Annotated in this window: 26 protein-coding genes; 11 read left to right on the forward strand and 15 right to left on the reverse strand. The window is 68.9% G+C overall.

The window, feature by feature from the left end; genetic code table 11:
• The first annotated feature begins 64 nt into the window (after positions 1-64).
• From AB8M85_RS01025 to AB8M85_RS01045, 5 genes are all read left to right on the forward strand, one after another.
• Positions 65-670: a DUF4245 domain-containing protein gene (locus AB8M85_RS01025; RefSeq protein ID WP_372696920.1), complete on the forward strand. Its 606-nt coding sequence runs from the start codon at positions 65-67 to the stop codon at positions 668-670.
• A 29-nt stretch (positions 671-699) separates the two neighbouring features.
• Positions 700-1,338, forward strand: coding sequence for a carbonic anhydrase (locus tag AB8M85_RS01030; protein ID WP_372696921.1), 639 nt, complete (start codon positions 700-702; stop codon positions 1,336-1,338).
• 69 nt (positions 1,339-1,407) lie between these two features.
• The gene (locus AB8M85_RS01035) at positions 1,408-2,826 is read left to right on the forward strand and encodes a class II fumarate hydratase (RefSeq protein ID WP_372696922.1); all 1,419 of its coding nucleotides are present in this window, start codon (positions 1,408-1,410) and stop codon (positions 2,824-2,826) included.
• 123 nt (positions 2,827-2,949) lie between these two features.
• Positions 2,950-3,648, forward strand: a complete 699-nt coding sequence (locus AB8M85_RS01040; protein ID WP_372696923.1) for a TetR/AcrR family transcriptional regulator — start codon at positions 2,950-2,952, stop codon at positions 3,646-3,648.
• 140 nt (positions 3,649-3,788) lie between these two features.
• Entirely contained in the window at positions 3,789-5,450 is a 1,662-nt protein-coding gene (locus tag AB8M85_RS01045; protein WP_372696924.1) for an MDR family MFS transporter, read from the forward strand.
• A 112-nt stretch (positions 5,451-5,562) separates the two neighbouring features.
• Here AB8M85_RS01045 and AB8M85_RS01050 read toward each other — a convergent pair whose 3' ends face one another.
• From AB8M85_RS01050 to AB8M85_RS01065, 4 genes are all read right to left on the reverse strand, one after another.
• Positions 5,563-6,381: a family 1 encapsulin nanocompartment shell protein gene (locus AB8M85_RS01050; protein WP_372696925.1), complete on the reverse strand. Its 819-nt coding sequence runs from the start codon at positions 6,379-6,381 to the stop codon at positions 5,563-5,565.
• Complete coding sequence (locus AB8M85_RS01055) at positions 6,378-6,782, reverse strand: hypothetical protein (RefSeq protein ID WP_372696926.1); 405 nt, start codon at positions 6,780-6,782, stop codon at positions 6,378-6,380. The genes AB8M85_RS01050 and AB8M85_RS01055 overlap by 4 nt, the downstream gene beginning before the upstream one ends.
• A gap of 158 nt (positions 6,783-6,940) precedes the next feature.
• On the reverse strand, positions 6,941-7,411 hold the full coding sequence (locus AB8M85_RS01060) for an NUDIX domain-containing protein (protein WP_372696927.1): 471 nt from the start codon (positions 7,409-7,411) through the stop codon (positions 6,941-6,943).
• A gap of 4 nt (positions 7,412-7,415) precedes the next feature.
• Entirely contained in the window at positions 7,416-7,922 is a 507-nt protein-coding gene (locus AB8M85_RS01065) for a prepilin peptidase (protein WP_372696928.1), read from the reverse strand.
• 58 nt (positions 7,923-7,980) lie between these two features.
• On the opposite strand from AB8M85_RS01065, the gene AB8M85_RS01070 reads away from it, so the two are divergent.
• Both AB8M85_RS01070 and AB8M85_RS01075 read left to right on the forward strand, forming a co-directional pair.
• Positions 7,981-8,907 (forward strand): hypothetical protein, encoded by a 927-nt coding sequence (locus AB8M85_RS01070; RefSeq protein WP_372696929.1) that lies wholly within the window; start codon positions 7,981-7,983, stop codon positions 8,905-8,907.
• A gap of 47 nt (positions 8,908-8,954) precedes the next feature.
• A complete protein-coding gene (locus AB8M85_RS01075; protein ID WP_372696930.1) occupies positions 8,955-9,524 on the forward strand; it encodes a DapH/DapD/GlmU-related protein in 570 nt (189 codons plus the stop codon).
• On the opposite strand, the gene AB8M85_RS01080 is transcribed toward AB8M85_RS01075, so the two are convergent.
• Entirely contained in the window at positions 9,521-10,792 is a 1,272-nt protein-coding gene (locus tag AB8M85_RS01080) for a PhoH family protein (protein WP_372697684.1), read from the reverse strand. The two genes, AB8M85_RS01075 and AB8M85_RS01080, sit on opposite strands and share 4 nt — an antisense overlap.
• A 442-nt stretch (positions 10,793-11,234) precedes the next feature.
• The gene (locus AB8M85_RS01085; RefSeq protein ID WP_372696931.1) at positions 11,235-11,996 is read right to left on the reverse strand and encodes an isoprenyl transferase; all 762 of its coding nucleotides are present in this window, start codon (positions 11,994-11,996) and stop codon (positions 11,235-11,237) included.
• Positions 11,997-12,152: 156 nt separating this feature from the next.
• Between AB8M85_RS01085 and AB8M85_RS01090 the strand changes: the two genes are divergently transcribed.
• Positions 12,153-12,815, forward strand: coding sequence for a hemolysin III family protein (locus AB8M85_RS01090; protein ID WP_372696932.1), 663 nt, complete (start codon positions 12,153-12,155; stop codon positions 12,813-12,815).
• A gap of 49 nt (positions 12,816-12,864) precedes the next feature.
• Here the strand turns inward: AB8M85_RS01090 and AB8M85_RS01095 are convergent, their stop codons facing one another.
• Genes AB8M85_RS01095 through AB8M85_RS01105 form a run of 3 tightly spaced genes read right to left on the reverse strand, consistent with a single transcriptional unit; the run spans position 12,865 to position 17,512 of the window.
• Positions 12,865-15,540: a multicopper oxidase domain-containing protein gene (locus AB8M85_RS01095; RefSeq protein WP_372696933.1), complete on the reverse strand. Its 2,676-nt coding sequence runs from the start codon at positions 15,538-15,540 to the stop codon at positions 12,865-12,867.
• On the reverse strand, positions 15,537-16,787 hold the full coding sequence (locus AB8M85_RS01100) for a hypothetical protein (RefSeq protein ID WP_372696934.1): 1,251 nt from the start codon (positions 16,785-16,787) through the stop codon (positions 15,537-15,539). The genes AB8M85_RS01095 and AB8M85_RS01100 overlap by 4 nt, the downstream gene beginning before the upstream one ends.
• The gene (locus tag AB8M85_RS01105; protein ID WP_372696935.1) at positions 16,784-17,512 is read right to left on the reverse strand and encodes a helix-turn-helix transcriptional regulator; all 729 of its coding nucleotides are present in this window, start codon (positions 17,510-17,512) and stop codon (positions 16,784-16,786) included. The genes AB8M85_RS01100 and AB8M85_RS01105 overlap by 4 nt, the downstream gene beginning before the upstream one ends.
• 65 nt (positions 17,513-17,577) lie before the next feature.
• Here AB8M85_RS01105 and AB8M85_RS01110 point away from each other — a divergent pair, with 65 nt between their 5' ends.
• Positions 17,578-18,315 (forward strand): DUF2249 domain-containing protein, encoded by a 738-nt coding sequence (locus tag AB8M85_RS01110; protein WP_372696936.1) that lies wholly within the window; start codon positions 17,578-17,580, stop codon positions 18,313-18,315.
• 210 nt (positions 18,316-18,525) lie between these two features.
• On the opposite strand, the gene AB8M85_RS01115 is transcribed toward AB8M85_RS01110, so the two are convergent.
• Together AB8M85_RS01115 and mca are read right to left on the reverse strand one after the other, a co-directional pair.
• Positions 18,526-18,888, reverse strand: coding sequence for a hypothetical protein (locus AB8M85_RS01115; protein WP_372696937.1), 363 nt, complete (start codon positions 18,886-18,888; stop codon positions 18,526-18,528).
• A 69-nt stretch (positions 18,889-18,957) separates the two neighbouring features.
• Positions 18,958-19,878 (reverse strand): mycothiol conjugate amidase Mca, encoded by a 921-nt coding sequence (gene mca / locus AB8M85_RS01120; protein WP_372697685.1) that lies wholly within the window; start codon positions 19,876-19,878, stop codon positions 18,958-18,960.
• A gap of 72 nt (positions 19,879-19,950) precedes the next feature.
• On the opposite strand from mca, the gene AB8M85_RS01125 reads away from it, so the two are divergent.
• Positions 19,951-20,394, forward strand: coding sequence for a DUF4307 domain-containing protein (locus tag AB8M85_RS01125; protein WP_372696938.1), 444 nt, complete (start codon positions 19,951-19,953; stop codon positions 20,392-20,394).
• A 217-nt stretch (positions 20,395-20,611) separates the two neighbouring features.
• Positions 20,612-21,103: a transcription elongation factor GreA gene (greA, locus tag AB8M85_RS01130; RefSeq protein ID WP_372696939.1), complete on the forward strand. Its 492-nt coding sequence runs from the start codon at positions 20,612-20,614 to the stop codon at positions 21,101-21,103.
• A gap of 181 nt (positions 21,104-21,284) precedes the next feature.
• Here the strand turns inward: greA and AB8M85_RS01135 are convergent, their stop codons facing one another.
• The 4 genes from AB8M85_RS01135 to AB8M85_RS01150 are packed head-to-tail and all read right to left on the reverse strand — an operon-like array spanning position 21,285 to position 25,049.
• Positions 21,285-21,602, reverse strand: a complete 318-nt coding sequence (locus AB8M85_RS01135) for a hypothetical protein (protein WP_372696940.1) — start codon at positions 21,600-21,602, stop codon at positions 21,285-21,287.
• Positions 21,603-21,631: 29 nt separating this feature from the next.
• Positions 21,632-22,903: a threonine ammonia-lyase gene (gene ilvA, locus AB8M85_RS01140; protein WP_372696941.1), complete on the reverse strand. Its 1,272-nt coding sequence runs from the start codon at positions 22,901-22,903 to the stop codon at positions 21,632-21,634.
• 26 nt (positions 22,904-22,929) lie between these two features.
• Positions 22,930-24,141: an AI-2E family transporter gene (locus AB8M85_RS01145; protein ID WP_372696942.1), complete on the reverse strand. Its 1,212-nt coding sequence runs from the start codon at positions 24,139-24,141 to the stop codon at positions 22,930-22,932.
• Positions 24,132-25,049, reverse strand: a complete 918-nt coding sequence (locus AB8M85_RS01150) for an aldose 1-epimerase family protein (RefSeq protein WP_372696943.1) — start codon at positions 25,047-25,049, stop codon at positions 24,132-24,134. The genes AB8M85_RS01145 and AB8M85_RS01150 overlap by 10 nt, the downstream gene beginning before the upstream one ends.
• Between the last annotated feature and the right edge of the window lie 42 nt (positions 25,050-25,091).

The following is a 25,091-nucleotide window of genomic DNA, read 5'->3' on the forward strand; positions in this document are numbered from 1 at the left end:
GCATGACGTGGTGGTGTCGCAGGCACCGTCATCGGGCACCGGAGAAATCGGGGACAATGGAGGGGTGAGTGAAGCACCCCAGACGCCGCAAGACGACGACGCGCCGGTCACCCCGGTCCTGACGCCTGCCCAGGCCAAGCGCGCCAACCAGACGCTGAAGGGCATGGTCATCTCCGTGCTGTTGACCGTCGCCGTCGCCATCCCCGTCATCGCCCTGAACCCCGCCAGCAACGCGGACCGGTTCAAGCCCGATGTGAACGTCCCCGTGGTGGCCGAGCAGGCGGGGCAGGCCGCGGACTTCACCCCGGTCTCCCCCGCGATGCCCGAGGGCTGGTACCCGAACTTCGCCCGCTGGACGGCGGGGACCTCCGACAAGATCGACTACTGGGACGTCGGCTTCGTCACCGGCGACGACGGGTTCGTCCGGATCCGCCAAACCGCCGATGCCACTCCCGGATGGATCGCCAAGATGACCGACGATGCCGCCCAGGTCGGAACCGTGGACGTCGAGGGCACCGAGTGGAGGACCTATGCGCACGACGACGACGTCACTTGGGAACACCAGGGCAAGGGCTCAACGATCCTGCTTACCTCCGATTCCGGCGAGGGCGTCCTGCGCCAGGCAGCGCACGCGGTCCTGCAGGATACGCATTCCGCAACGAAAAAGTAGTGTGGCGGGCGCGGATGTAGTCTTTTGCCATGGCAGACGAATCCCGTGAAAAGACCCCTGTTCCCCTGACGCCCGCTGACGCGTGGCGCAAGCTGCGCGAAGGCAACGAACGCTTTGTCGCGGGCAGCACCAACCACCCGAACCAGGACGCCTCCCGCCGTTCAGCCCTGGTCAACACGCAGCATCCCTTCGCCGTGATCTTCGGCTGCTCCGACTCCCGGCTGGCTGCGGAGATCATCTTCGACGTCGGCCTCGGCGACGTGTTCGTGGTGCGCACGGCAGGGCATGTCCCCGACGATGCGGCGCTCGGCTCGCTGGAATACAGCGTCGCCCTATTGCACGTCCCGCTCATCGTGGTCCTGGGCCACGACAGCTGCGGCGCGGTCACCGCCACCATGGAGGCCTTCGACTCGGGCGAGATGCCCCCCGGGTTCATCCGCGACCTCGTCGAGCGGATCACGCCCTCGGTCATCACGGCCCAGCGCGCGGGGATCACCGACGTGAACACCACGGTCGAGGAACACGTCAAGCAGTCCACCCACCGCCTCGTGGACTCCTCGAAGATCATCTCCGACGCCGTCGATGCCGGTGAAACCGCAGTCATCGGCGTGACCTACCGCCTCGAGGAGGGGAAGGCCGAAATGGTCTCGGGGTTCGGAAACCTCTAGGCGCGCGATGTCGACCACATGACGCCGTCCGGGGTCCGGCCCAGGGCCCCGGCGGCGTATGGTGAAGTCATGGCTAGCAAGGATGACTTCCGCATAGAACACGACACGATGGGCGAGGTCCGGGTTCCGGCCGACGCCCTCTACAGCGCCCAGACCCAGCGCGCCGTCGAGAACTTCCCGATCTCCGGCAAGACGCTCGAGCGCCGACACATCCAGGCCCTGGCCCGGGTGAAGCGCGCGGCGGCGCTGGCCAACTCCGAACTGGGGGTGCTCGACGACGAGCTCGCCCGGGCGGTCGTCGCCGCGGCCGACCAGGTCGCCTCCGGGGACTACGACCGGCACTTCCCCATTGATGTCTTCCAGACCGGCTCGGGGACGTCCTCGAACATGAACACCAACGAGGTCCTGGCCGCCCTGGCCAACCGCTCGCTGGAGGCCGCCGGCAGCGCATCCCGCGTCCACCCCAACGACCACGTCAATGCGTCGCAGTCCTCCAACGACGTCTTCCCGACCTCCGTCCACGTCGCCGTCACCGACGCCCTGCTCAACGACCTCGTCCCCGCCCTGCAGCACCTGGCCGAGAGCCTGGGCCGCAAGGCCGATGAATTCGCCGACGTCGTGAAGTCCGGGCGCACCCACCTCATGGACGCCACCCCGGTGACCCTGGGCCAGGAGTTCGGCGGCTACGCGGCGCAGATGCGCTACGGCGTCGAACGCATCGAGGCGTCCCTGCCGCGCGTGGCCGAGGTTCCCCTCGGCGGGACGGCGGTCGGCACGGGCATCAACACCCCGGCCGGCTTCCCGCAACGCGTGATCGAGCTGCTCGCCGAGGACACCGGCCTGCCGCTGACCGAGGCCCGCAACCACTTCGAGGCGCAGGCCAACCGTGATGGGCTCGTGGAGGCCTCCGGGCAGCTGCGCAACATCGCCTACTCGATCATGAAGATCAACAACGACCTGCGCTGGATGGGTTCGGGTCCGAACACCGGCCTGGGCGAGATCGCGATCCCCGACCTGCAGCCCGGCTCCTCGATCATGCCCGGAAAGGTCAACCCGGTCATCAGCGAGGCGGCCATCCAGGTCGCGGCCCAGGTCATCGGCAACGACACCACCGTCTCGCTGTCCTCGACCAACGGCGCCTTCGAGCTCAACGTCGGCATCCCGGTGATGGCGGCGAACCTGCTCGAATCCATCCGCCTGCTGACCAACACCTGCCGCGTCATGGCCGACAAGATGGTGGACGGGATCACCGCCCACGTGGAGCGCGCCCGTTTCCTGGCCGAGGCGTCCCCCTCGATCGTGACCCCGTTGAACAAGTTCATCGGCTATGAGAACGCGGCGAAGATCGCCAAGAAGGCGGTCGCGGAGGGCCTGACCGTCCGCGAGGCGACGGTCGCCCTAGGCTACCTCGAGCGCGGCGAACTCACCGAGGAACAGCTCGACACGGCCCTGGACGTCACGACGATGACCTCGCCCTCGGGCCAGTAGCAGCAGCACCAGCACGACGCCGGAAGGCGGCTCCCGATCGGGGAGCCGCCTTCCGCTGTCTGTGGCCAACCCCGTAGGTCAAAAATTATGCACTTCAGGCACTAAGGTGCAAAGATGCACTATATGAACGAAAGTGCAACGGGAGATCTCGGGCCGCGGGAACGTCGGCGGCGGGAAACCTATGCCGCGCTGACGACGCATGCCCGCACGCTCACCGCCGATCGTGGACTGAACGGATTCACGATCGAGGAACTGTGCGAGGCCGTCGGGGTCTCCCGTCGCACCTTCTTCAACTACTTCGCCACCAAGGAGGACGCCGTCCTCGGGGCGAAGTCGGCCGACCCGCTGGAACCGTTTGCGCAGGCCTTCCTGGACTCCGGTCCGGTGGCCGCGGCGAACGGTCCGGGGTCGGCACAGCCGGTGCCCCTGAAGGACGCCATGCTGGAGCTGATCGTGCAGGTCTACGCCAGCATGGAGGTACCGCCGACGGACGTCCACGAGTACATGCAGGTCATGCACTCGGAACCGGCGTTGATGAAGCGGATGATCGAATCGGCCCGCCAACGCCAACGCGACCTGGCCGAGCTCATCGCCCGCCGCGAGGGATTGCCGGCCGGCGATCCATTCGCCGACGCAGCGGCGGCTTTGGCCTCCCACCTGACGATGTCCAGCTTCGAGCGCTTCTTCGGGCACGGCGAAGGATGCGACGGGGCCACGGAGGCCGCGTCGGCCATCGACGAGACACCCACCGAGGCCCAGGAGCGCTACACGGCACTGCTGACCGAGGTCTTCGACCACGCGGCCCGGTTCTTCCAGACCTGATCCGGGCGCCGGCAACGGCGTTCCGCCGGTTCCCCGGAACTCGGCAGCCCCGGCATGGCGGTGCACGCACCCCCACGCCACCCCTACCTCCCCGTCGGCGCGAGCCGCGCACCGACGGCCGTCGCGACACAAGGAACCCCATGAGCACTCTCGCTCCCCCGCAGGCCTCCGGGCCGCTCGCGCTGACCCAGCGGCGCATCTGGATCATCTTCTCGGCGCTGATCGCCGGGATGCTGCTCTCCAGCCTCGACCAGACCATCGTCTCCACGGCGATGCCCACCATCGTCGGCGAGCTCGGCGGCGTCGAGCACCAGGCCTGGATCACCACCGCCTACCTGCTGGCCACCACCATCGTCATGCCCATCTACGGCAAGTTCGGCGACGTGCTCGGACGGCGCAACCTCTTCCTCATCGCCATCGGGATGTTCACCCTCGCCTCGGTCGGCGCGGCCTTCGCCGGAACCTTCTGGGTCTTCGTCTTCTTCCGCGCCCTGCAGGGCCTCGGTGGCGGCGGCCTGATGATCCTCTCCCAGGCGATCATCGCCGATATCATCCCCGCCTCGGACCGTGGCAAGTACATGGGCCCGCTGGGCGGCATCTTCGGCCTCTCGGCCGTGGCCGGGCCGCTGCTGGGCGGCTTCTTCGTGGACCACCTGACCTGGCAGTGGGCGTTCTACATCAACATCCCGATCGGCATCGCCGCCTTCGCCATCGCCTGGTTCGCCCTGACCCTGCCGAACAAGAAGGCGACCCGGCGCATCGACATCGCCGGCGTGGTCTTCCTGTCCATCGCCACGACCTGCCTGATCTTCTTCACCGACTTCGGCGGCAGCGCCGACCACGGCTGGACCGCGGGATCCACGTGGATGTGGGGCGCGGGCCTGCTCATCGCCGTGGCGGCCTTCATCGTCGCCGAGTTGCGTGCCGACGATCCGATCATCCCTCTTTCGCTGTTCCGCAACCGCGTGTTCGTCACGGCCACGGCCATCGGCTTCACCCTCGGGCTGGGCATGTTCGCCGCCATCGCCTTCGTCCCGACGTTCCTGCAGATGTCCTCGGGCACCTCGGCAGCGGTCTCCGGACTGCTGATGCTGCCGATGATGGCCGGCATGATGGGAACATCCATCTGGTCGGGCATCGCGATCTCGAAGTCCGGCAAGTACAAGGCCTACCCGATCGCCGGAACCCTGCTCACCGCGGCCGCCATGCTGGCGATGACGACCCTCGCCGCGGACACCCCGTTGTGGCTGATCTGCGTCTTCCTGTTCTTCTTCGGGGCGGGCCTGGGCCTGATCATGCAGGTTGTCGTGCTGGTGGTGCAGAATGCCGTCGGGGCCGAGATGGTCGGGACGGCAACCAGCACGAACAACTACTTCCGCGAGGTCGGCGCGTCCCTGGGCGTGGCCATCTTCGGCGCGATCTTCACCAACAACCTCGCGGAGAAGCTCACCGCGGTGTTCACCGGGGCCGGCGCCTCCGCTTCGGATGCCGGCCAGGCAACCGCCACGCTGGACCCCTCGGTCATGGACAAGCTGCCCCAGGCCCTGCAGGACGGCATCGTCACCGCCTACGCGGACTCGCTGGCACCGGTCTTCTGGTACCTGGTCCCGTTCATCCTGATGGCCTTCGTGCTGGCCCTGCTGCTCAAGCAGATCCCCCTGTCCGAAACCTCCGGCATAGTGGCCCGCGGCGAAGCCGTCTCGGGCGAAGAAGCGCTCCGGCTCGAAGCCGAGCAGCGCGCGGGCAAGCAGCCGGACTGGGCCGGATCCGCGGAGTCCACCGGATCATCCGACGGTTCCTGAGCAGGGAATCGGGACGGAAACGGGTGCGGCGCCGCGCTCCCTTCCGGGGCGCGGCGCCGCACCCGTTCGTGCCCCCGGCCGGTTGCGCCCGCCGCCGGGTGGGCGCGCTGCCTCAGTCGTCTCCTGCGGTCAGGTGCACTGCTGCCTCCGGCGTCGCCACCCGGAAGCTGAAGCTCTGCTCCAGGTAGAGGTGGACGTCGTCGGCGTCGTGGTGGCTGTAGCCAATGGCGAGGTCCTGCCCGGACTCGAACAGGAAGTCCCCTCCGCGCAGGCTCATCACCACCGCCCCCTGCACTCCCGGGGCCCAGACGATCGGCCCCTCGAGGATGCGACGCAGGTGCTCGGAGAGCAGGTAGCCGCCACGCTCCGTGGCCTGGACGACCGAAGTGTAGTGCCCCGGGCCCAAGGCCAGGCCGAACGGGCCTGAAATGCCCTCTTCCAACAGCTGGTCGACGGCCCGGGCCACCCGCTGCGGGTAGTCGGAGAAGTTCTCCACCCGCGGTACCGTCGGCAGCGATGTCGCCTGGGTGATCCCGGTGATGTTCGCCTGCCGCCACCCGTGGAACACGGTGCGGTTCTCGGCGCTGGCAATCTGTACCGCCGCCATGTCCAGGTTGCCCAGGTCGACGTCCGCTGCCCCGCGCTCGGCATCGAGCAGCTCGGCGCGCGAGACCGTGAAGTCCACCCGCATCTCCGCCAGCGGCAGCACCCGGCGCCGCTGTGCGACGATCCCCTCCCCGTCGGGGCTGGGCAACCGTTCGGTCCGGCCGAGGTTGGTGGCCGAATAGTCCCAGCCGAAGGGACCCGAGAAATCGACAAGCTTACGAGCTCCCAGGGTGGTGGTCAGGCGGTCACGGGCCTCGTCGTCGAGGAGTTTCCAGGCGGCATCCGTGATGGGGGCCAGCTCGCGCAGCAGGTGGTTGGTGGTCATGAGGCGCTTCCTTTCAACGAACCGATTCCCAGGGACCCGTCGGTGCCCCCGGAGGACCCCGACGCACCCTGCGACGGACCGGACGCGGATCCGGCTGCCTCCTCGGCGGCTGTTCCGTTGGCGACGATGTCGCCCTCCCGGAACAACGTGCCCCGCGCCGTCCGGCCCCACTGGGGTTTGACGCGGAAGAGGTATTCCAGCTCCATGCAGAAGTGCTTGAACTCCTCGCCCAGCGAATCCTCCATGATCGCGCGGGCCGTAGGGTCGGTCTCCAGGGAAATCCGTTGTTCGTACCAGCCGATGGCCTCGGCTTCTTCGGTGAGGTTTGTGCACATGCGCGCAAACGTCCGGGTTTCCTCCGAGAGTTCTTCGGGTGGTTCGTGGTATTGCTCTGTTCCCATGGTCTCCCCTTTCGGTTCGCGCCACGCAACCCTGCGGGAAGCGGTGGCGACCAGTGGCGGCTTCCGTGACGCCAGCCTAGACCCGCGGACCGTCCAAGGCCATGGCCGGGGCTCCCCACCGGCCCCGCCCGATGAGGCGTGCCCTGCGCCGGGCAGGGTCAGCGCACGAAGTGCGCACCGGCCTGCGCCGAACGTGCCCAGTCGATGGCGCGGGCATGCTTCGGGGGCAGGACCGGACGTTCGGCGTCCGTGAACCAGGCGACATCGGTGTTCTCGTCGTCGTTCACACGGGCCGCCCCAGCAAGGTACCGGCAGGCGAAGACCAGATCCAGATACTGCGCCCGGTCGCCGTTGGGGTAGGTGACCGGATCGGTGGTCCCGACGCCGACCAGGCATTCGACGTCCACCTCGACTCCGGTCTCCTCGAACACCTCGCGGACTGCCGTGGCCGCCGGCTCCTCCCCTGGCTCGATGATCCCGGCCGGAAGCGTCCACCGTCCGTTGTCGGCGCGTTTGACCAGCAGCAGGGCGCCGTCGTCCCGGTGGACCACGGCCTTGACCCCGGGCAGCCAGAGGGGGTCGGTGCCGATCTTCTCGCGCAGGGACACAATGAATTCGGGGGTCGGCATGTCCCTAGCCTGCCACGAGAAGCGCCCCGGCCGTCCCGATGAGCATGTACGGGCCGAACGCGATGGCCGTTTTCAGCCCGGCCCGGCGCAGCACGATGAGGGCAATCCCGACCACCGAGCCCAGCACGAATGCCGCCAGCGTGCCCAGCAGCAGGTGCGACCAGCTCAGGTATCCGAGATACAGTCCCAGGATCCCCGCGAGCTTCACGTCGCCGAGCCCCATCCCGCGCGGCTGGATGAGATGCAACACCAGATAGAACCCGAAGAGCGCGGCGCCTCCCAACAGCGTCCTGGCCAGCCCGGCCCAGTCCCCGGCCAGTGCCGCGGAGGCACCCAGCAGCACGATGGCGAACGGGTACCAGGGCACGATGATCCGGTTGGGCAGCAGGTGCGTGCGCGCATCGATCCAGAACAAGCGGGTCCCGTTGACGGCGAACAGCACGAGCGCCAGGACCAGCGGGACCAGTGCCGCGGGTGCGGAACTCCGCAGTGTCTGGATCGCCTCGAGCATTCCCTTACGCTAACGCAGGCTGGAGGCAGGCAGGGCCACCACTGTCTAGACTGTGGACATGCAGACACCTTCGACCCCTCAGGCACCCGGGGGACCGACCGTGGTCTCCCGCGAGGACGCGGCGGCTTTCCGCAGGCTGTGCCGGTCCTCGCCGTGGCGTTGGAAGACGCTGCGCTTCGACGTCGAATGGTTCACCGGGGCCGGGTCCCCGGACTCGGTTCCCCCCATGCCGCCCGCCCGCACCCCCGTGGCACCCCTGGACCGGCAGGAGGACTTCGTCCCTGTTGATTCCCTCTCTGCGCCGGCCCTCGTCGACCGTCCCGGGGACCCCGGTCCCGAGGCCGTCCCCCGGGTCAGCGCCTGGTTGCGCCGCCCCGACGCGCTCCGGGTCGAGGACCCGGACGGGGACCTGCTTTTCAGCACCACCTCGATCCACGCCTCCCGCGACGCGTTCTACGTTTCCGGAAACCGCGCTTCATGGCTGCTGCCCCCACGGCTGGTGACTCCCGTGTACGACGACGACGGTCTGGTCACGCGCCGTCCGGAAGCCGACTACGGCGACCCGGTGTTCGGCGACGCCCGGTGGCCTGCCATGTTCGATCCCGTGGAACTGGCGGGTTCGGCCCCGGTTCCGCTCGAATTCCCCCTGTCCAACGCGGTCGAAATCCACGAACTCTCCGAGACCCGCTACGCCGGGCGCGCCGTCATGGAGGCCGTCGTTTCCCCGAACCTCACCTACACGCCGCAAACCGAGGGCTTCCCGTTGCTCGAGGCCGGCCAGACCAGGCTGCGGATCGACCGCGAAACGGCCGTCTGCGTCTACAGCGAGGCCCTGGACGGCCCCCTTCGGGGCCATGGGCACCGTCTGGTGATCCACGCGACCGACGAGTACATGCTCGACGATCTTTTCGTCGAACATTCCATGCACCTCACCGACGTCCGCGACCACATCCCGTGGGTCGTCCGAGGCCAGGACCACGCCTGAGCTGACACGCCTCCACCACTTCTCCCCACCCCGATCCCGAGGACACCATGGAACTCGACGACCTCCTGGCGGCCCTAAACGCCGGCCACACCATCACCGGCGACTCCCCCTGGCACCGGGTGATGCACCGGACCAGCCAGGAGGCGCTGCGCATCACCGGTGAATTGAACGCCGGCTACCACGAGCCCGAACGGGTGCGCGAGCTGCTCGCGGCCTTGACCGGGGCGCCCATCGACGAGTCCGTCACGCTCTTCCCGCCGTTTTCCTCGGATTTCGGCAAGAACACCAGAATCGGGCGCCGCGTCTTCATCAATGCCGGATGCAAGTTCCAGGACCAGGGCGGGATCAGGATCGGTGACGACTGCCTGATCGGGCACAATGTCGTCATCGCCACGCTGAACCACGACGTGGCACCGGAACGCCGGGCGGACATGCACCCCGCGCCGGTGGTCATTGGCCGCAACGTCTGGATCGGGGCGAACGCGACCATCCTGCCGGGGGTGACGATCGGCGACAATGCGGTCGTGGCCGCTGCCGCCGTCGTCACCCGCGACGTTCCGGAAGGGTCCATCGTCGTGGGTTCGCCGGCGAAGGTGGTGCGCTCGACGAAGGGCTAGGCGCCGGATTCCTCCAGCATGTCGGTCACCAGCGCGGCGATCGGCGAGCGTTCGGACCGGGTCAGGGTGATGTGCCCGAAGAGCGGGTGGCCCTTGAGCGTCTCGACCACCGCTGCCACCCCGTCGTGCCTGCCCACCCGCAGGTTGTCGCGCTGGGCCACGTCATGGGTCAACACGATCTTGGAGTTCTGCCCGATGCGGCTCATCACCGTGAGCAGCACGTTCTTCTCCAGGGACTGCGCCTCGTCGACGATGACGAACGAATCGTGCAGCGAGCGGCCCCGGATGTGGGTCAGGGGAAGGACCTCGAGCATGCCGCGGTCGATGACCTCGTCCATAACGTTCTTGGACACCAGCGCCCCCAGCGTGTCGAAGACCGCCTGGGCCCAGGGGTTCATCTTGTCGTCCTCCGAACCGGGCAGGAACCCGAGTTCCTGGCCGCCGACCGCGTAGAGCGGGCGGAAGACCACGACCTTCTTGTGTTCCCCGCGCTCCAGGACCGCCTCCAGGCCGGCGCACAGGGCCAGCGCCGACTTTCCGGTGCCCGCCCGTCCGCCGAGGGAGACGATGCCCACGTGGCGGTCCATGAGCAGGTCGATCGCCAGCCGCTGTTCGGCGGAGCGGCCGTGGAGCCCGAACACGTCGCGGTCGCCCTTGACCAGCCGGACCAGCCCGTCGTCGCCCACCCGGCCCAGGGCCGAGCCCCGGTGGGAGAGCAGCACCAGGCCCGTGTTGACCGGAAGGTCCGCGGCGGCCTCGATGAGCACGGGTTCGTTGTTGTAGAGATCCTCCACGTCGGCATCGGCGACGTCGAGTTCGGCGGTGCCTGTCCATCCGGAGTCCGCGACCAGACCGTTGCGGTATTCATCGGCCTGCAGGCCCATGGCCGAGGCCTTCACCCGCATGGGCAGGTCCTTGGAGACCACCGTGACGTCGCGGCCCTCGTCGAAGAAGTTCTTGGCCACGGCGAGGATACGCGAGTCGTTGTCCGCCCCGCGGAAGCCGACGGGAAGCACCTCGGTGGAGATGTGGTTCAGCTCGATTCGCAGCGACCCGCCGTCGTCCCCGATGGGCAGGGCCTTGTCCAGGCCCCCGTGGTCGATCCGCAATTCGTCGAGCAGGCGCAGGGCCTTGCGGGCGAAGTAGCCGACCTCGGGGTCGTGGCGTTTCTTCTCCAGCTCGCTGATGACCACGATGGGGACGATCACCTCGTGTTCGGCGAAGCGCAGCACGGCACGCGGATCGGCAATGAGGACCGAGGTGTCCAGGACGTAGGATTTCTCCCCGACGCTCTGCCGCTCGCCGGCACTGGCGGCCGCATCCGGAACGGTCCCGCCTGCAGTGCCACCCGGCAGTCGCCCGGCCCTCCCGGACGGGGCCTCCACGGCGGCTTCGGAGGTGAAGACCGCGGATGCCGCAACGTTCTTGGACTGGGTTTCTACTGCCACGATGACTCCCAACGGGGGCATGCGCCCCTAGGTAACCGTTCTGCGGGGGATCCGGTCGGGCCGCAAGGCCGGGACCGACCTTCCCGCGTTGACAGCATGTCTCAACGTTCGGTGGCCTTTCCGCATCGGCGGGCGGGTGTGCCCTCCAATGTCTTCAAGCTAGACCCGGAGGGTGGCCGCGGCCCCAAGACACGCCGCCTACGGGGCGAATGGCAGGTGTCGGCCCGGTGAATGGTGCACGGGAACGACGCCGGTGCCTCCCTTAGCTGCCGAAGCGGCGTTGGCGGTCGGTGAAGTCGCGTAGTGCCCGCAGGAAGTCGACCTTGCGGAAGTCGGGCCAGAGGGCCTCGCAGAAGTAGAACTCGCTGTAGGCGCTCTGCCAGGTGAGGAAGCCGGAGAGGCGTTGCTCCCCCGAGGTGCGGATGACCAGGTCGGGATCGGGCTGGCCGCGGGTGTACAGGAAGCGGGAGATGTCCTCGATCTCCAGGTCGCGGGCCACCTCGGCCACCGACCGGCCGGCGGCATCGGCGTCGAGCAGCAGTTCCTTGACGGCGTCGACGATCTCGCGGCGGCCACCGTAGCCGATGGCGATGTTCACGTGGAGCCCGGCTGCGTCCTTGGACGACTCGCCGAGCGCGTGGAGCTTGTCGGAAAGGTAGTCGGGAAGTTCGTCGTAGGCCCCCATGGGCTGGATACACAGGTCGCGCTGTTCGGCCAGGCGGTCCAGCATGTTGGCGATGATGCCCATGAGCGCGTCGAGTTCGTCGTTGGACCGGCTCATGTTGTCGGTCGAGAGCATGTACAGGGTGACCGTGCGGATATCCAGTTCCTTGCACCAGCCCAGGAACTCGACGATGTTGTCGGCACCGGCCTGGTGCCCGTGCGCCGTCGGCGCCCCGGCGAGCTTGGCCCAGCGGCGGTTCCCGTCCACGACCATGCCGATGTGACCGGGCAGCTTCTCGGCGGGGATGTCCTTCTTGAGCACCTTGCCGTAGAGGCGATAGAGGACCTCGGGCAACCGCACGTTGTCCCCTTCCAGTCATTCGGCCAGCACGGATCAACTCTGCACGGTTGCCGCGCCTCTAGGTTACCGGGTGGTCGGTGCGACCTGCCTGTCGGCACGCCTTGGGGGCATCAACCGGTCCGGTCGGCGGGGCGCACCCTCCGATAGGATCGGGACATGAAGCAGCCGCCGCCTACCCCGCTCGAGGAGGTCAAACCGCATCTGCGCGGCTGGATCCACGCGGGTACCGCGCCCCTGGCCCTGGCGGCGGGCATCGTGCTGGTGGTCCTGGCCCCGGGCCCTGCCGGCAAGATCGCGTCGGCGGTCTATGCCTTCACCGGATTGCTGTTGTTCACCATCTCGGCGGTCTACCATCGCGGGAACTGGTCGCCGAAGGCCAAGCGCGTCCTCAAGCGGCTGGACCACACGAACATCATGCTGGTGATCGCCGGTTCCTATACGCCCTTGGCGTGGGCCCTGCTCCCCGAGGAGAAGGCGGCGTTCCTGCTGTGGCTGGTCTGGATCGGCGCGGTCTTCGGCGTCGCGTTCCGGCTGTTCTGGACGGATGCGCCGCGGTGGCTGTATACGCCGGCCTATGTTGCCCTGGGCCTGGCCTGCCTGGTGTTCATGGGCGACTTCTTCGCCGCCAGCGTCCCGGCGGCCGTCCTGATCTGCGTGGGCGGGGCGTTCTACATCGCCGGCGCCATCATCTACGCACTCAAGCGGCCGAACATCCACGCAGAGTGGTTCGGGTTCCACGAACTCTTCCACGCGTTCACTCTCGCCGGGTTCACCTGCCACTACATCGCGATCCTGATTGCAGTGCTCGCCGTCCAGTAGGTTTTCCGGCCACCGGTTCAGGTGCTCGGCAGGGCGTCTTCTGCGCCCGCTAGCGGGTCACCTCGATGACGCCCCGGGCACCGCGTTCGGCATCGGCCATGGAATGCGAAACGAAAGGGTACTTCCCCGGCTGGTCGAACTGCAGTTCGGCGAACCCGCCCTGCGCCACCCCGATGTCGAGTGTCTGCGAACCGGCCGCAGGATCCGACCCGTCCAGCAGGTAGCGGCCCTCCTTGTACGTGGTATCGAATTGACCGCCGATGACGTGGAAGGCCGAGCCGCGGTTCGGGCCGGCTGCCACCACCCAGAAGCGGACGCGCTCCCCTGCCTTGGCGCGGAGGGGTGCAAAGGCGTACTGCGACGCGTAGCCGTTGAAGGCCACCCCGTCGGGCCGTTCGGCCATGATCTTCGCTTGGCTGGCGGTCCCGCCGGGTGCCCCCAGGTACAGCTCGCTCTGGAGAAGGATGAATTCCCGGTCCACGGCGGCGAGGTCCGGCGGGTCGATGATGACTGCACCGAACATCCCATTGGCAAGGTGCAAGGACATGGGCATGGTGGAGCAGTGGTACAACCAGGCGCCGGCGCGGGTGGCCGTGAACGTGTAGACCAGCGCCTGGCCCGGGTCGATGGTGCGCATCGGCCGGTCTGGTGCCAGCGACCCCGCGTGGAAATCAACCGAATGCCCTGTGGTTCCCTCGTTGCGCAGGGTGATCTCGAAGGTATCGCCCACCTTGCCACGCAGTGTCGGCCCCGGTGCGCTGCCGTTGTACGTCCAGAGCGTCTGCGCATACCCGGCCCCGACATCCCGGAGGGCGTCCCGGGCCGTCAGGGTGAGGCGGTGCATCGTGCCCTTCGCGGCAGCGGGAAGCCGGGCATCCCGGGCGGTGAATCCCTTCCCCGGGTCCCGCATCGGGTCGAATCCGGCCGCCGCGTCATCGGTAACGGGTTCCGCCGTCATGCCGTCCATGGCTGCGTGGCCGCTGCGGCTGCTGGAGCCAGCGGCTGGTTCCACGCCGTCGGCGATGATGTGGAAGACCATCCCCATCTGCCGGTGCCCAGCCAGCGAACACCACCCGTCGACATCCGCGTGGATGATCCCGACGTCGACCAGCACGTGCTCGCCCGGGGCCACGCGTCCCGAGGCCGCCCCGCTGGACGTGACCAGGTCGTGCACGCGGTCGTCGTCGTTCGCCACTTCGATCACCAGCCGGTCCCCCACGGGAACGTGGATGGTCTCCGGGGTGAAGCGCATATCCTTCATCGACATGGCCACCCGTGTGGTGTGCCCCGTCACGGCATGCCCCACCGGGCCCGATGGCGTGACGGCCTCCCCCGAGACGCCGGTCCCGCCGTCCACTCCTGCGGCCACCGGGTCGGCGGCGATGCCGACGGCAACCGCCAAGACGACACCGGCAACGCCGGCCACCGCACTCATCATCAGCTTCCGGCCAGCGGCGCCTGCCACGGGACCCGGCACCGGATCTGCGGGCGGGGCAGCCCTCAGCGATTTGACCAGCAGGACCAGGAACCACACGAAGGCCACCAGGACCAGGCATGAGGCCGCCACCCTGATCCAGCTCGGCACGGGGAGCAGTGCCACACCGAGTCCGGCGTTGAACAGCACCAACCGGGCCCCCGCGGCGGAGTTCAGGACGGCGCCACGTGCCTTGGACGTCGCCGGACCACCGCCCGCCACCACCGGAACCAGATAGCTCAAGGCGCCCAACAGCACCTGGGCCGCGAATCCGGCTGCGAGCGCGGGGACCATGCCCTGGACGTCCGCGTACAAGCGTGCCCACGACGGTCCACGGCCAGCCAGGACGGCCAGCGTTGCGACCACGCCGGCCAACCAGAGCAGCGCCGCACCGGCGGACAACGGAGCGAAGTCCGTGGATGGCTTGGAGACCATGGCACGGCACAAGGGCCATGCCGCATAGGCGATGCCCACCGCGTAGACCACCAGGCCGGCGCCGACCAGCCCCATCGATCCCGCTCCCGCACCGACACCGGCCAGGACGACTCCCCCGAGCAGCGGAAGCCAGCCGTTCCGCACCACGGTTTCCGCTCCCTCGGCCACGCGGGTGCGCAACATCGTCGGCAGCAGGGTGGCGAGTGTTCCCAACACCGTCATCCCGACGAATCCGAGGATGTTGACCACGGCGTGCGCAACGAGCAGGCGGTGTCTGGCCGCATCGGCGGAGCCGAGGGCCAGCATGGCCCCGACGCCGGCGCCGACGGGCAGCAACCACGATGCGCACATGTAGTAGCGAACGGTGGCGCCAAACCGGGAGGGGAGCGCCCGGGCCGCCCGGAGGGCCAGAGCGGCTCCGTGCCATGCGTAGGAGGATCCGACCAGGACGCTGCCCAGCAGCACCATCGCCCAGACGTTGGCGACCATGCCTGCCACGACGGCCAGCACGCCGATGTTGAGCCCGACGAGCCGCCAGGCCAGTGCGGTGCGGCCCGGGTTCGGCCCCCGCAGGAGTGCCTCGGCGAAGTGGGAACTCCACACCATGATGGCGTTGCCGATGGCCCCCAGCAGCAGCAGATGCACCATCAACCAGGTCGACACGGGCAGGAAGCGGTGGGCCACCACGACGAACGCCAGGGCGGTCAACCAGAAGAACATGGCGGCGTTCGCCCGCAGATGCCAGCCCGCGCGGGAAAAGCGCGCCGGATCCGGCCCCGTGGGTGGGGGGCCCTGCGGGGTTGTGAAGATTTTCATCGGGTCCTTCTGTCCTTCCGGGCCGCCGGCCCCTGCGTCTGCGGCCGGAGGATGGGCAGGGTGTTTCCCGGGGCCGGTGCCGCACGGCCGGCGCGTTGGCGGGCCGAGGCCGCCAGTCCCGCCGCCAGCGCCGCGAAGAGCACGACGGCGGCGATGTTCACCACCCCGGCGAATTGCCGGGTCGGGCCATCGTCCAGGACATCGGCGACGAAGATGCGCAGACACAGGGATGCGTGCAACAGCGTCGCGGGAAGAACCAGGATCGGGCGGTATGGCAGCGGATGACGTAGCACGGCCGGCAGGATCACCGGGGCGTGGGCCATGATCATGGACATCGTGAACCCCAGGAAGACAGCATGGGTGAGGGCGTCGTACGCGCTGCCGGTGATCGCCTCCGCCTGGATACCGGCCGTCGTGGAGATCACCGCGGCAACGGCGAGCCAGCCATAGCCAGCGAGCAGGCACCCGGCGATATACCGTGGCAGGCCCGTGGAACGGATGGTGTGCCGGGCAACGTCGTACACCGCAAGCCACACCACGATGGCGCCGAGCACCGCCCCGAAGAACACCAGGCCGTGCCGCGGCCAGAGCAGCGCACCTACGCCGGAGGCGAGCAGCAATGTCGACAAGCCGGTCAGCAGGGGTTCGGCAACTGGCGAATGGATGTGGATGCGGGCCAGCTCCAGGCGTTCACCGGCGATCGTCAGGACGACGAAGACGGCCAGCAGGGGGATCAAGGGTGCGGTGTCGGGAATGCGCAACCACAGCATGGTGGCTGCGATTCCGGCCACTGCCCCCAGGATCTGGATGAGGACGGCGACCTCGCGTTGGCGTTTCCACAGCGGGAGGTAGACTCCCGCCAGCGCAACGCACCCGCAGAAGAGCAGGCCCTTGCCCACCTGCTGCGGTAGCGGTGAGACCAAGGCCAGGCCGCCCAGCCCCAGCAGCGCCGGTGCGGCGAATCCTGCCAGTCTGCCTAGTGCTACGGAACGCTCCAACGCGATGACGGTCCCGATGAATCCAAACACCATCAGCATGCCGTGGCTGGCTGCCAGGTTCCGTCCGACGGGTACGTGGGGAAGGCCCAGCAGCACCAGGGCGGCATTCAGCCCCGTCAGCAGTGCCAACCCGCCGGGGACCAGGAACAGCAGTCGGACTCCTGTTCGGTTCAGCAGTCGTGCGGACCGGGACGCCGCCGGCCCTGCATGGGTGGTTCGCGCGCTGTTGTCGGCGACGGCAGGGCTCACGGGCGTGGCCTTGCACCGAGATGGAGCAGGCAGGCATCACTGGCGGCGAAGGGAAGCAGCCGGGCACTGGTCTCGGTGTCTTCGGCGTTGTCCAGGAGTCCTTGGACCAGCCCCAAGTGGACCGAGCACACGACATCGGGGTGCTCACGGGCTGCCTCCAGCAGCGGGCAGCGGGTCAGGCGCAGCACGGTGGGGTCTTCAGCTGCCGGTTCGACGGTGAATCCGGTCTCCGTCAAGGTCGTGGCGATGTGCGTCCGAACGGCCGCCGGCGCATGTTCCTGCCCGCCCCCTGCGGGCGGGGTCCCGCGGTGGCGCAGTCCGCTGGCCCACGCCCGGCCGGCGGCGATGCCTTCGGCTCGCGCATCCGGGCGGCCACCCAGCTGGGCGGCGAGGACAGTGGCCAGCATGGCGGCCGCCGCCGGCGCTACCGGCTGTTGGGCTGCCCGATACAGCCGCGCAGGACGTCCCCGTCCGGCCGGGGCTGCGGCGGGAACGCGCTGAAGGTGACCGGAGGTGACGAGGGCCTCGAGGTGCTCCCGCACTGTATTCGGGTGTTGCCCGCACCTGCGGGAGAGGACGTCGACGGAGGCGGGTTCATCCATGGCGCGCACGCGCGTCAGCAGATCCCGTCGCGCCCGCGACATGGCCTGGGGTTCGCCGGTCTGCACCGGTTGCGGGCCCCGGTCAGCGGGCTCCGCGAACTGTTTGGACTCTCTATTTACCACGGGATTTATTGTAGTAAAGTTCGAGCCGGGGCACCATTGGCCCCCAGTCACCCCAGGAGAACACCGTGGAGAACCTCACCTTGGCCTCATCGCGCGAATCGGCCGCCGCGCTAGAAACCACCAGCTCGCTGTTGACGGAATGGGCGGCCAAGGTCGCAGCCCAGACCCGGGATGCCGCTGCGCTTCAGGGCACGCTGGACTCGAGCGTGGTCCGCGGCCTGGACCTCCTGGTCCACGCCTTGGCATCGGCCGGAAATGCTGCGCAGACGGCCCTGCTGGCGCGGTTCTTCGACCACGTCACGACCGCGGCCGGTACCACCTCGGGCCAGCTCGCCCACCAGCCGACCGAGGCGCGTGCCGCAGCCGCCGCGCAGGCGGCCATCACCGCGCTGGAGGTGGCGAAGGCAGAGGTCCTACCGGTCCTGGCGTCGACACCGTCGGTAGACATGGACCGTCTTCTGGCGGCGCTTGCCCCCGCGGCCGGCCATCCCGCGGGCCAGGCAGGTGGCGCTGGGGATCCGGCGGGCGCCGCTGCCCCGGCCGGCGGAGGGTGCGCGTGTGGCGGCCATGATGAAGAAGGCCTGGCCGAGCTGGACACGCGCGTCATCCCGCATGCGATCCGGCACGCCACCATCTTCGGTGCCCTGGCCGGCTTGGCCCCGGGGCGGGGGATCCTGCTGATCGCCAACCACAATCCCCTGCCGCTGCTGGCCCAGCTGGAGCAGCGGGCTGCGGGTCAGTTCGAGGTGGCGTACGTGGAGGAAGGGCCGGAGACCTTCCGGCTCTCGCTGATCCGCCGGTAGCCCCGCCCCTGGGGGCAGGGGCAGGCGAGGTTGTTCCGTGGGGGTCGGGCACAGCCGAATGGCAGCTCTTTCCAGGGCGCTCCCCGGAATCGCTCCAGCCGAAGGGGCAGCGAGGCCGACGCCGTCAAACGCCGGCCAATGCGGCCCTCACGTGCAATGCCGGGGGGCACCCAGGGCCGGCTGTCGTTCTGACCCGGCGGGGAAAGGCGGCTAGCTTCCCTGGCCCCGCCCGGTGCCTTCGGGTGCCTCGTCGTTCCCCGGACGGGTGTTCCCAGCGTCCGTCGCGCCGTCCGGTCCGGGGTTGCCGGCCGGCGGGAACCCTTCGCTTGCGGCGTGGCGCTCGCGCCCGCGTTCGACCAGTTCGGCCTGGCGTTCCTCGGCTGTTCCGGCGTAGCGGACACGGCGGATACGCCGGGTCATGTCACGGATGAGGAAGATCACCACGATGACCACCGCTGCGGTGGCGACGAAGCCGGCGAACCCCGGGCCGATCTCGCGGGCGGCGTCGCCGGTCGGGACGGCCGGGGCGGAGCTGGCGGAGACCACCAGGGAGGACAACAGGTTCACGAACACGCTCTTTCTTGACGGGTACCGGCGCTGACCGGCCCATCCAGTCTACCTGCGGCCAGAACGACGAAGGGCCTAGCGCAGCCCGGCGAAGAGGTCGGTCTCCGGGGTCTGCGTCTCGACCTGGGAGGAGACCAGCACGAAGTCCTCCCACGGCCAGTATTTCTGGAAGATCGCCGTCGGGACGGCGAAGAAGAAGCCGTCCGGGTCGATCTGCGTGCGGTGCGCCAGCAACGCCCGGTCGCGGGCCTCGAAGTAGTCGGCGCAAGCGATCTGCGTCGTGGTCTCGTGGTGCTTGACCCAGCGGAACATCTCCTCGTCGGGGTGTTCCTCGAGTGCCTTGATCCGTTCCGCGTACGGCGATTCGATCCCGTTCTCCTCCATGGCGTAGTGCAGGGTGCGGAAGCGGTCGGGGCTGAAGGCGCGGTCGTAGTACAGCTTGGGGACCTGCCAGGGCTCTCCCAGCTCGGGGTAGTGCTTCGGATCGGCGGCGGCTTCGACGGCTTCGACGGTGGCCTTGTGGGCCATGATGTGGTCGGGGTGGGGGTAGCCGCCGTTCTCGTCGTACGTGGTGACCGCGTGGGGACGGAACTCCCGGATCAGCTTCACCAGCGGCGCCGCGGCCCGCTCGACGGGCTGCGTGGCGAAGGAGGCATGCGGCAGGGGCGGCAGCGGATCACCTTCGGGCAGCCCGGAATCGACGAACCCGATCCAGCGGTGCTCGATGCCCAGCGCCGCTGCGGCCTCGGCCATTTCCTTGCGGCGCAGTCCTGCCAGATCACGGTGGGCATGGGCCAGTTCGCCTGCGGCGGCGTTGAGGATATCCCCGCGCTCCCCGCCGGTGCAGGAGGCCACCATCACGCGCGCGCCGGCTGCGGCGTAGGCCGCCATCGTGGCCGCGCCCTTGCTGGATTCGTCGTCCGGATGGGCATGCACCGCCAGGAGCCGGAATCCCTCCGACGGCGGGATGGGAACGACCCGGGCTTCTTCCACGATGACCTGCTCCTTGATGCTGGTACGACTACGACGGCCACATGCCGTGCTGAGAAAAGACCTAGACTGGAGGGGATGAACACCCAGCAGCCGACGCCGCCTCCGTCACCGGAGCATGCGCCACCCTCCAGCGTAGCCAATCGCTATGGCACACCCAAGCGCCGCATGACCGGTCGGCGCAGAAAAACCGTGATCGCCGTCGCATTGGTCCTGGCCGTGGCCATTGCCGGGCTCATGACGTGGTGGAACGTCAAGCCGTTCTCGAGCAAGGACGTGGCCTTCGACATCACCTCCGACACCACTGCCAATGTGACCATCCAGGTCGAGAAGAAGCGCCAGGACGTCCTCTCCTGCAACCTGCAGGTCATGAACGAGTCCTACGCCGTGGTCGGCTGGAAGACTGTGACTTTCGGGACGTCGCCGGGCACCGGCCGGGAACGGATCGTTCAGGACTTTGACCTGCGGACCGAATCACTGGGTGTGACCGGTGGCGTGACCACCTGCTGGGTGGTGCGCTGACGCCAGATATGACCCGCCAGGGCCGCCACCACTTGGGGTTTGGCCGGGCAATGGGTAAAATGGGTCTAATACGATCCACCCCGCCTTGACCTGGTGACGGACCGCGGTTCTTCACCACGCACGGCGGGGTCTTTGCTTGCATCGCCGCCGGCGGGGCATTCACTGCAGTTCAGTGGCCGGTCATCCGACCGGCCACTCTGACTACGAGGAGAAGTACGTGACCACCAACCATGAACCGGCTCTCTGGCTCACCCAGGAGGCCTACGACCGCTTGTCCGCTGAACTCGAGCACCTGCAGGGTCCCGGGCGCGCCGAGATCGTCGACCGCATCGAACAGGCCCGCTCCGAGGGCGACCTGAAGGAGAACGGCGGATACCACGCGGCCAAGGAGGAGCAGGGCAAGGCCGAGGCGCGCATCACTTACCTCAAGGACTTCCTGCAGAAGGCCGAAGTCGGCGACGCGCCGGCCGACGACGGGGTCGTCGAGCCCGGCATGCTGGTCGAGGCCACCATCGCCGGGGACAAGACCACGTTCCTGTTCGGCAGCCGCGAGGTCGCCGGAGATTCGGGCCTGGAGGTCTACAGCGAGAAGTCCCCGATCGGTGCCGCCGTGCACGGCAAGAAGGTCGGCGACAAGCTCAGCTACACCGCACCGAACGGCAAGTCGATCGACGTGGAGATCCACGCCGCCAAGCCCTACACGGGCTAGATCCGGTACCTGCCATAGCGGGCCGCTCCTCCTCGGAGGAGCGGCCCGTCGGCGGTTAACCGCCGGCACCGGTGCCTGCGCGGGACCGCGTACGTCTGGTCCAGGTCCCCGCGGACTGAATCGGTGCCGTCACTGGTCTCGTGCCCCAGCGGGCCAACCCGGGGTCGCCAGTGGCCGGTGCTCAGGATTTGAACCCGGGTTCCCATTTCCAGGCGTCGTCCACGTGGTTCCGGGCTCCGGCCTGGTGGGCTGGGTTCGCGGACAGCCAGGCGTCCTGGGCGGCCAGCAGTTCGGCTGCGGCGCGCCACGTGTCCATCGTCGATGGCGGGCTGACCCCGGCGGCCCTCGCGATGGCCCGCAGCTCCGCCGGGCTGTACGCGTCGAGCTCCTCGGACCCGAGGTGGCGGTCCCAGAGGAACCGGGCCAGGGCCTTGGCCTTGGTTTGCCGGTTGGCTATGGAACGCGCGCTGTGGCGGAATTCGTCGGGTCCGGCGCACATGGCGCCCTCCTCTCCCCCGGAGCCAGGGCTCAGGTGGTGATGATGACCGGCTGGAAGCCCTCGGCCCGCAGGTTGTCCAGCACCTGCTCCGAGTGCAGGTGCCCCTTGGTCTCCATGTCGATGGTGATGGCCACGTCGCCCATGGACAGGGAGCCGCCGATGCGGGTGTGGTCGACGCCGGTGACGTTGGCGTCGGATTCGGCGATGACCCGGGAGATGGTGGCCAGTTCGCCGGCCCGGTCATCGAGCATCATCCGCACGGTCAGGTAGCGTCCGGCGACCGCGAGGCCGCGCTGGATGACCTTGAGCATGAGCAGCGGGTCGATGTTGCCGCCCGACAGCACGACGGCGGTGCGCTTCGAATCGATGCCCAGCTCGGCCAGCTTCCCCTCCAGCAGGGCCGCGACGCCGACGGCGCCGGCGGGTTCGACGACGAGCTTGGAGCGCTCGAGCAGGAACACCAGCGCCCGCGCCAGGGCGTCCTCGCTGACCGTGACGACGTCGTCGACGAGTTCGCGGATGATCTGGAACGGCAGCTGGCCGGGCCGGCCCACGGCGATGCCGTCGGCGATGGTGGAGACCTTCTCCAACGGGACCAGGGCGTCCGCGGCCAGCGAGGGCGGGTAGGCTGCCGCGTTTTCGGCCTGGACGCCGATCACGCGGATCTCGCGGCCCTGCTCGGCCGCCTTGGCCTTCACCGCGGTGGCGACGCCGGCGAGCAGGCCGCCGCCGCCGACGCCCATGAGCACGGTGTCGACGTCGGGCAGCTGGTCCAGCAGTTCCAGGCCGATGGTGCCCTGGCCGGCGATGATGTCGGCGTTGTCGAACGGGTGCACGAACACGGCGCCGGTCGAGTCGGCGTAGCGCTGGGCCTCGGCGAGGGCCTCGTCGACGTTGTGTCCGTGCAGGACGACCTCGGCGCCGTGGTCCTTGGTGGCGGTCAGCTTGGGCAGGGCGACGCCCAGCGGCATGTAGATCCGCGCCTTGATGCCGAGGCGGTCCGCGGCCACGGCCACGCCCTGGGCGTGGTTGCCGGCGGAGGCGGCGACGACCCCGCGGGCCTTCTCCTCCTCGGTCAGGCGGGCCATGCGCACGTAGGCGCCGCGGACCTTGAAAGAACCGGCACGCTGCAGGTTCTCGCATTTGAGGTACACGTCGCTGCCGGTGAGCACGCCCAGCGCCCGCGAGTGTTCCACGGGGGTGTGGGCGATGACGCCTTCGAGCAGCTCGGCGGCCGCTTCGACGTCGGACAGGCTGACGGGCAGTGTGGCGCGGGCTGTGGTTTCCAGGGGCTGCTGCATGGTGGCGCTTTCGTGAAGTGTCGAGGTCACAGGGGTGGCTCTCCGGGGTGGGGGCGGGTCGGCGGAACGGCGTCGGTTTCGCCGTCGAGGTCTGCCGGGGCCGTGAGCGCGGTAGCGAGGCCGGGCGGTGGGTCGCCATCGGTGGCGGCAGCGTCGGGGGTCTCCCAACCGCGCGCCGAAATGTAGCGGACCATGGTGTTCAGCACGGCCATCACGGGCACGGCGAACAGTGCCCCGGCGATGCCGGCGATGAGCGAGCCGCCGGCGACGGCCAGGACGACGGCCAGCGGGTGCAGGCTCACCGCCCGGCCCATGACCAGCGGCTGCAGGATGTGGGACTCCGCCTGCTGGACCAGCAGGACGACAGCGAGCATGATCAACGCGTTGACCCAGCCGTTGGCGACCAGGGCCAGCAGGACGGCCAGCGCACCGGTGACCAGGGCGCCGATGACGGGGATGAACGAGCCGAGGAAGACCAGGCCGGCCAACGGGAACGCCAGCGGGACCCCGAGGATGGCGGCGCCGACCCCGATGCCGACGGCGTCGATGAAGGCCACGAAGAGCTGGACGCGGACGTAGTTCACCAGGCTGACCCAGCCTCTGCGTCCTGCCCCGTCGGTGGCGGCGCGGGCCCGGCGCGGCATCAGGCGGACCACGAAGGCCCAGATGCGTTCGCCCTCGAGCAGGAAGAAGACCAGCGAGAAGAGCGCCAGCAGCAGGCCGGCGGCGAAGTGCCCGAGCGTGCTGCCCCAGGACACGGCGCCGCTGAGTATGGTGTCGCTGTTGGACTGCAGCTGCGTCAGGACGCCGTCGACGTAGCGGTCGACGTCCTGGTTGGTCAGGTGCAGGGGTCCGGTGGAGAGCCAGTGCTGGACCTGGGAGATGCCGGTCAGCGCCTGCTGCCAGAGGCTCATCATGCCGCGCGCCATGGTCCGTCCGACCAGGAGGAGCAGCCCGAGGATGACGGCCAGGAACGCCAGCATCGTCAGGCCGGTGGCCAGCCCGTTGGGCAGCTGCCAGCGCCGCAGCAGCACGACCACGGGCCGCAGCAACCCGGCCAGCAAGGCGGCGATCATCAGCGGGATGACCAACAGGGAGACGTAGCTCAGCAGCCACAGCAGCAGGCCTGTGCAGCCGACGATGATGGCGATGCGCCAGCTCCACGCCGCGGCGATCCGTACGCCGTAGGGGATGTCCCCGGTGACGTCGCGTCGCGCGGGCCCGCTCGCTAAAGCCACGACTCGATGCCCCAGCGGCCGATCAGGTGCTCGTTCGGCGCCAGCCAGGACAGCCCGTCGCCCGAGTTGAAGGCGTTCGCCGGGGCGGTCATCGGCTCGATGGCCACGGCCAGTGGCTGGCCGGTGTACTTTTCGGTGACGAAGACCTGGACGTAGCCGAAGGCCGCGTCGGCCCAGATCCCGACTCCGCGCCCGTCGGGGGCGTCCAAGCGGTGCCGGTGGACGCCGTCGTCGTGCAGTTCCAGGCCGGTGAGCCCGACGTCGACGCGCACGTCGCCAACCCGTCGACCGGTGCGGAAGTCGTGCTCTGCGGATACCGGGACGGCGGAGACGGGGATCATGCGGTCATCGGTGACCAGTTGCGTGTCGGCGTTAACCGTCAGGACCAGGTCCGCGATCGGCACCTCGCCCAGCCGCAGGTACGGGTGGGCGCCGAGGGCGGCGGGGGCGGACCGTTCGCTGTGGTTGGCCAGATCCTGCGTCACCGAGAGCCCGCCGTCGGCGTCGAGGGCGTAGGTGACGGTGTGGACCATGCGGAACGGGAAGCCGTGCTGCGGGAAGATGTCCGCGGCCAGGCACACGGCCGAATCGCCGGAGGATGCAAGCCGGTAGCCCGTGTTGCGCAGCAGGCCGTGGATGGCGTTGTTCCGGGGAACCTCGGTGATGTCCAGTTGCTGGGTCTCGCCGTCCAGGTCCCAGCGGCCATCGCGAATCCGGTTTCCCCACGGCGCGAACACCATGCCGGAGCCCAGCGGCCGCGGCTCGTCCACGGCGAAGGACTGGGCCAGGTCGATACCGTCGCGCCGGTAGCTGCGCAGACCGGCGGCGACTTCGGTGATCACGGCTTCGCCGCCGCCGAAGCGGATCGTGAACTGCCGGCCCGTGGGTGCGGCCGTGGTGGCACTCATGCGCTGTTCCCTTCCTGCTCTGGACTCCCCCCACGGTAACGC

The organism is Arthrobacter sp. JSM 101049 (assembly GCF_041679245.1).
Taxonomy (GTDB): Bacteria; Actinomycetota; Actinomycetes; order Actinomycetales; family Micrococcaceae; genus Arthrobacter_H.

What these genes read in the sequence shown, in the direction of transcription:
- AB8M85_RS01035 (WP_372696922.1), top strand. Translation starts at nt 1,408, where the DNA reads ATGGCTAGCAAGGATGACTTCCGCATAGAACACGACACGATGGGCGAG.
- AB8M85_RS01045 (WP_372696924.1), top strand. Translation starts at nt 3,789, where the DNA reads ATGAGCACTCTCGCTCCCCCGCAGGCCTCCGGGCCGCTCGCGCTGACC.
- ilvA (WP_372696941.1), bottom strand. Translation starts at nt 22,903, where the DNA reads ATGCAGCAGCCCCTGGAAACCACAGCCCGCGCCACACTGCCCGTCAGC.
- AB8M85_RS01060 (WP_372696927.1), bottom strand. Translation starts at nt 7,411, where the DNA reads ATGCCGACCCCCGAATTCATTGTGTCCCTGCGCGAGAAGATCGGCACC.
- AB8M85_RS01030 (WP_372696921.1), top strand. Translation starts at nt 700, where the DNA reads ATGGCAGACGAATCCCGTGAAAAGACCCCTGTTCCCCTGACGCCCGCT.
- AB8M85_RS01050 (WP_372696925.1), bottom strand. Translation starts at nt 6,381, where the DNA reads ATGACCACCAACCACCTGCTGCGCGAGCTGGCCCCCATCACGGATGCC.
- AB8M85_RS01125 (WP_372696938.1), top strand. Translation starts at nt 19,951, where the DNA reads ATGAACACCCAGCAGCCGACGCCGCCTCCGTCACCGGAGCATGCGCCA.
- AB8M85_RS01070 (WP_372696929.1), top strand. Translation starts at nt 7,981, where the DNA reads ATGCAGACACCTTCGACCCCTCAGGCACCCGGGGGACCGACCGTGGTC.
- AB8M85_RS01090 (WP_372696932.1), top strand. Translation starts at nt 12,153, where the DNA reads ATGAAGCAGCCGCCGCCTACCCCGCTCGAGGAGGTCAAACCGCATCTG.
- AB8M85_RS01135 (WP_372696940.1), bottom strand. Translation starts at nt 21,602, where the DNA reads ATGTGCGCCGGACCCGACGAATTCCGCCACAGCGCGCGTTCCATAGCC.
- AB8M85_RS01075 (WP_372696930.1), top strand. Translation starts at nt 8,955, where the DNA reads ATGGAACTCGACGACCTCCTGGCGGCCCTAAACGCCGGCCACACCATC.
- AB8M85_RS01065 (WP_372696928.1), bottom strand. Translation starts at nt 7,922, where the DNA reads ATGCTCGAGGCGATCCAGACACTGCGGAGTTCCGCACCCGCGGCACTG.
- AB8M85_RS01055 (WP_372696926.1), bottom strand. Translation starts at nt 6,782, where the DNA reads ATGGGAACAGAGCAATACCACGAACCACCCGAAGAACTCTCGGAGGAA.
- AB8M85_RS01150 (WP_372696943.1), bottom strand. Translation starts at nt 25,049, where the DNA reads ATGAGTGCCACCACGGCCGCACCCACGGGCCGGCAGTTCACGATCCGC.
- AB8M85_RS01095 (WP_372696933.1), bottom strand. Translation starts at nt 15,540, where the DNA reads ATGAAAATCTTCACAACCCCGCAGGGCCCCCCACCCACGGGGCCGGAT.
- AB8M85_RS01040 (WP_372696923.1), top strand. Translation starts at nt 2,950, where the DNA reads ATGAACGAAAGTGCAACGGGAGATCTCGGGCCGCGGGAACGTCGGCGG.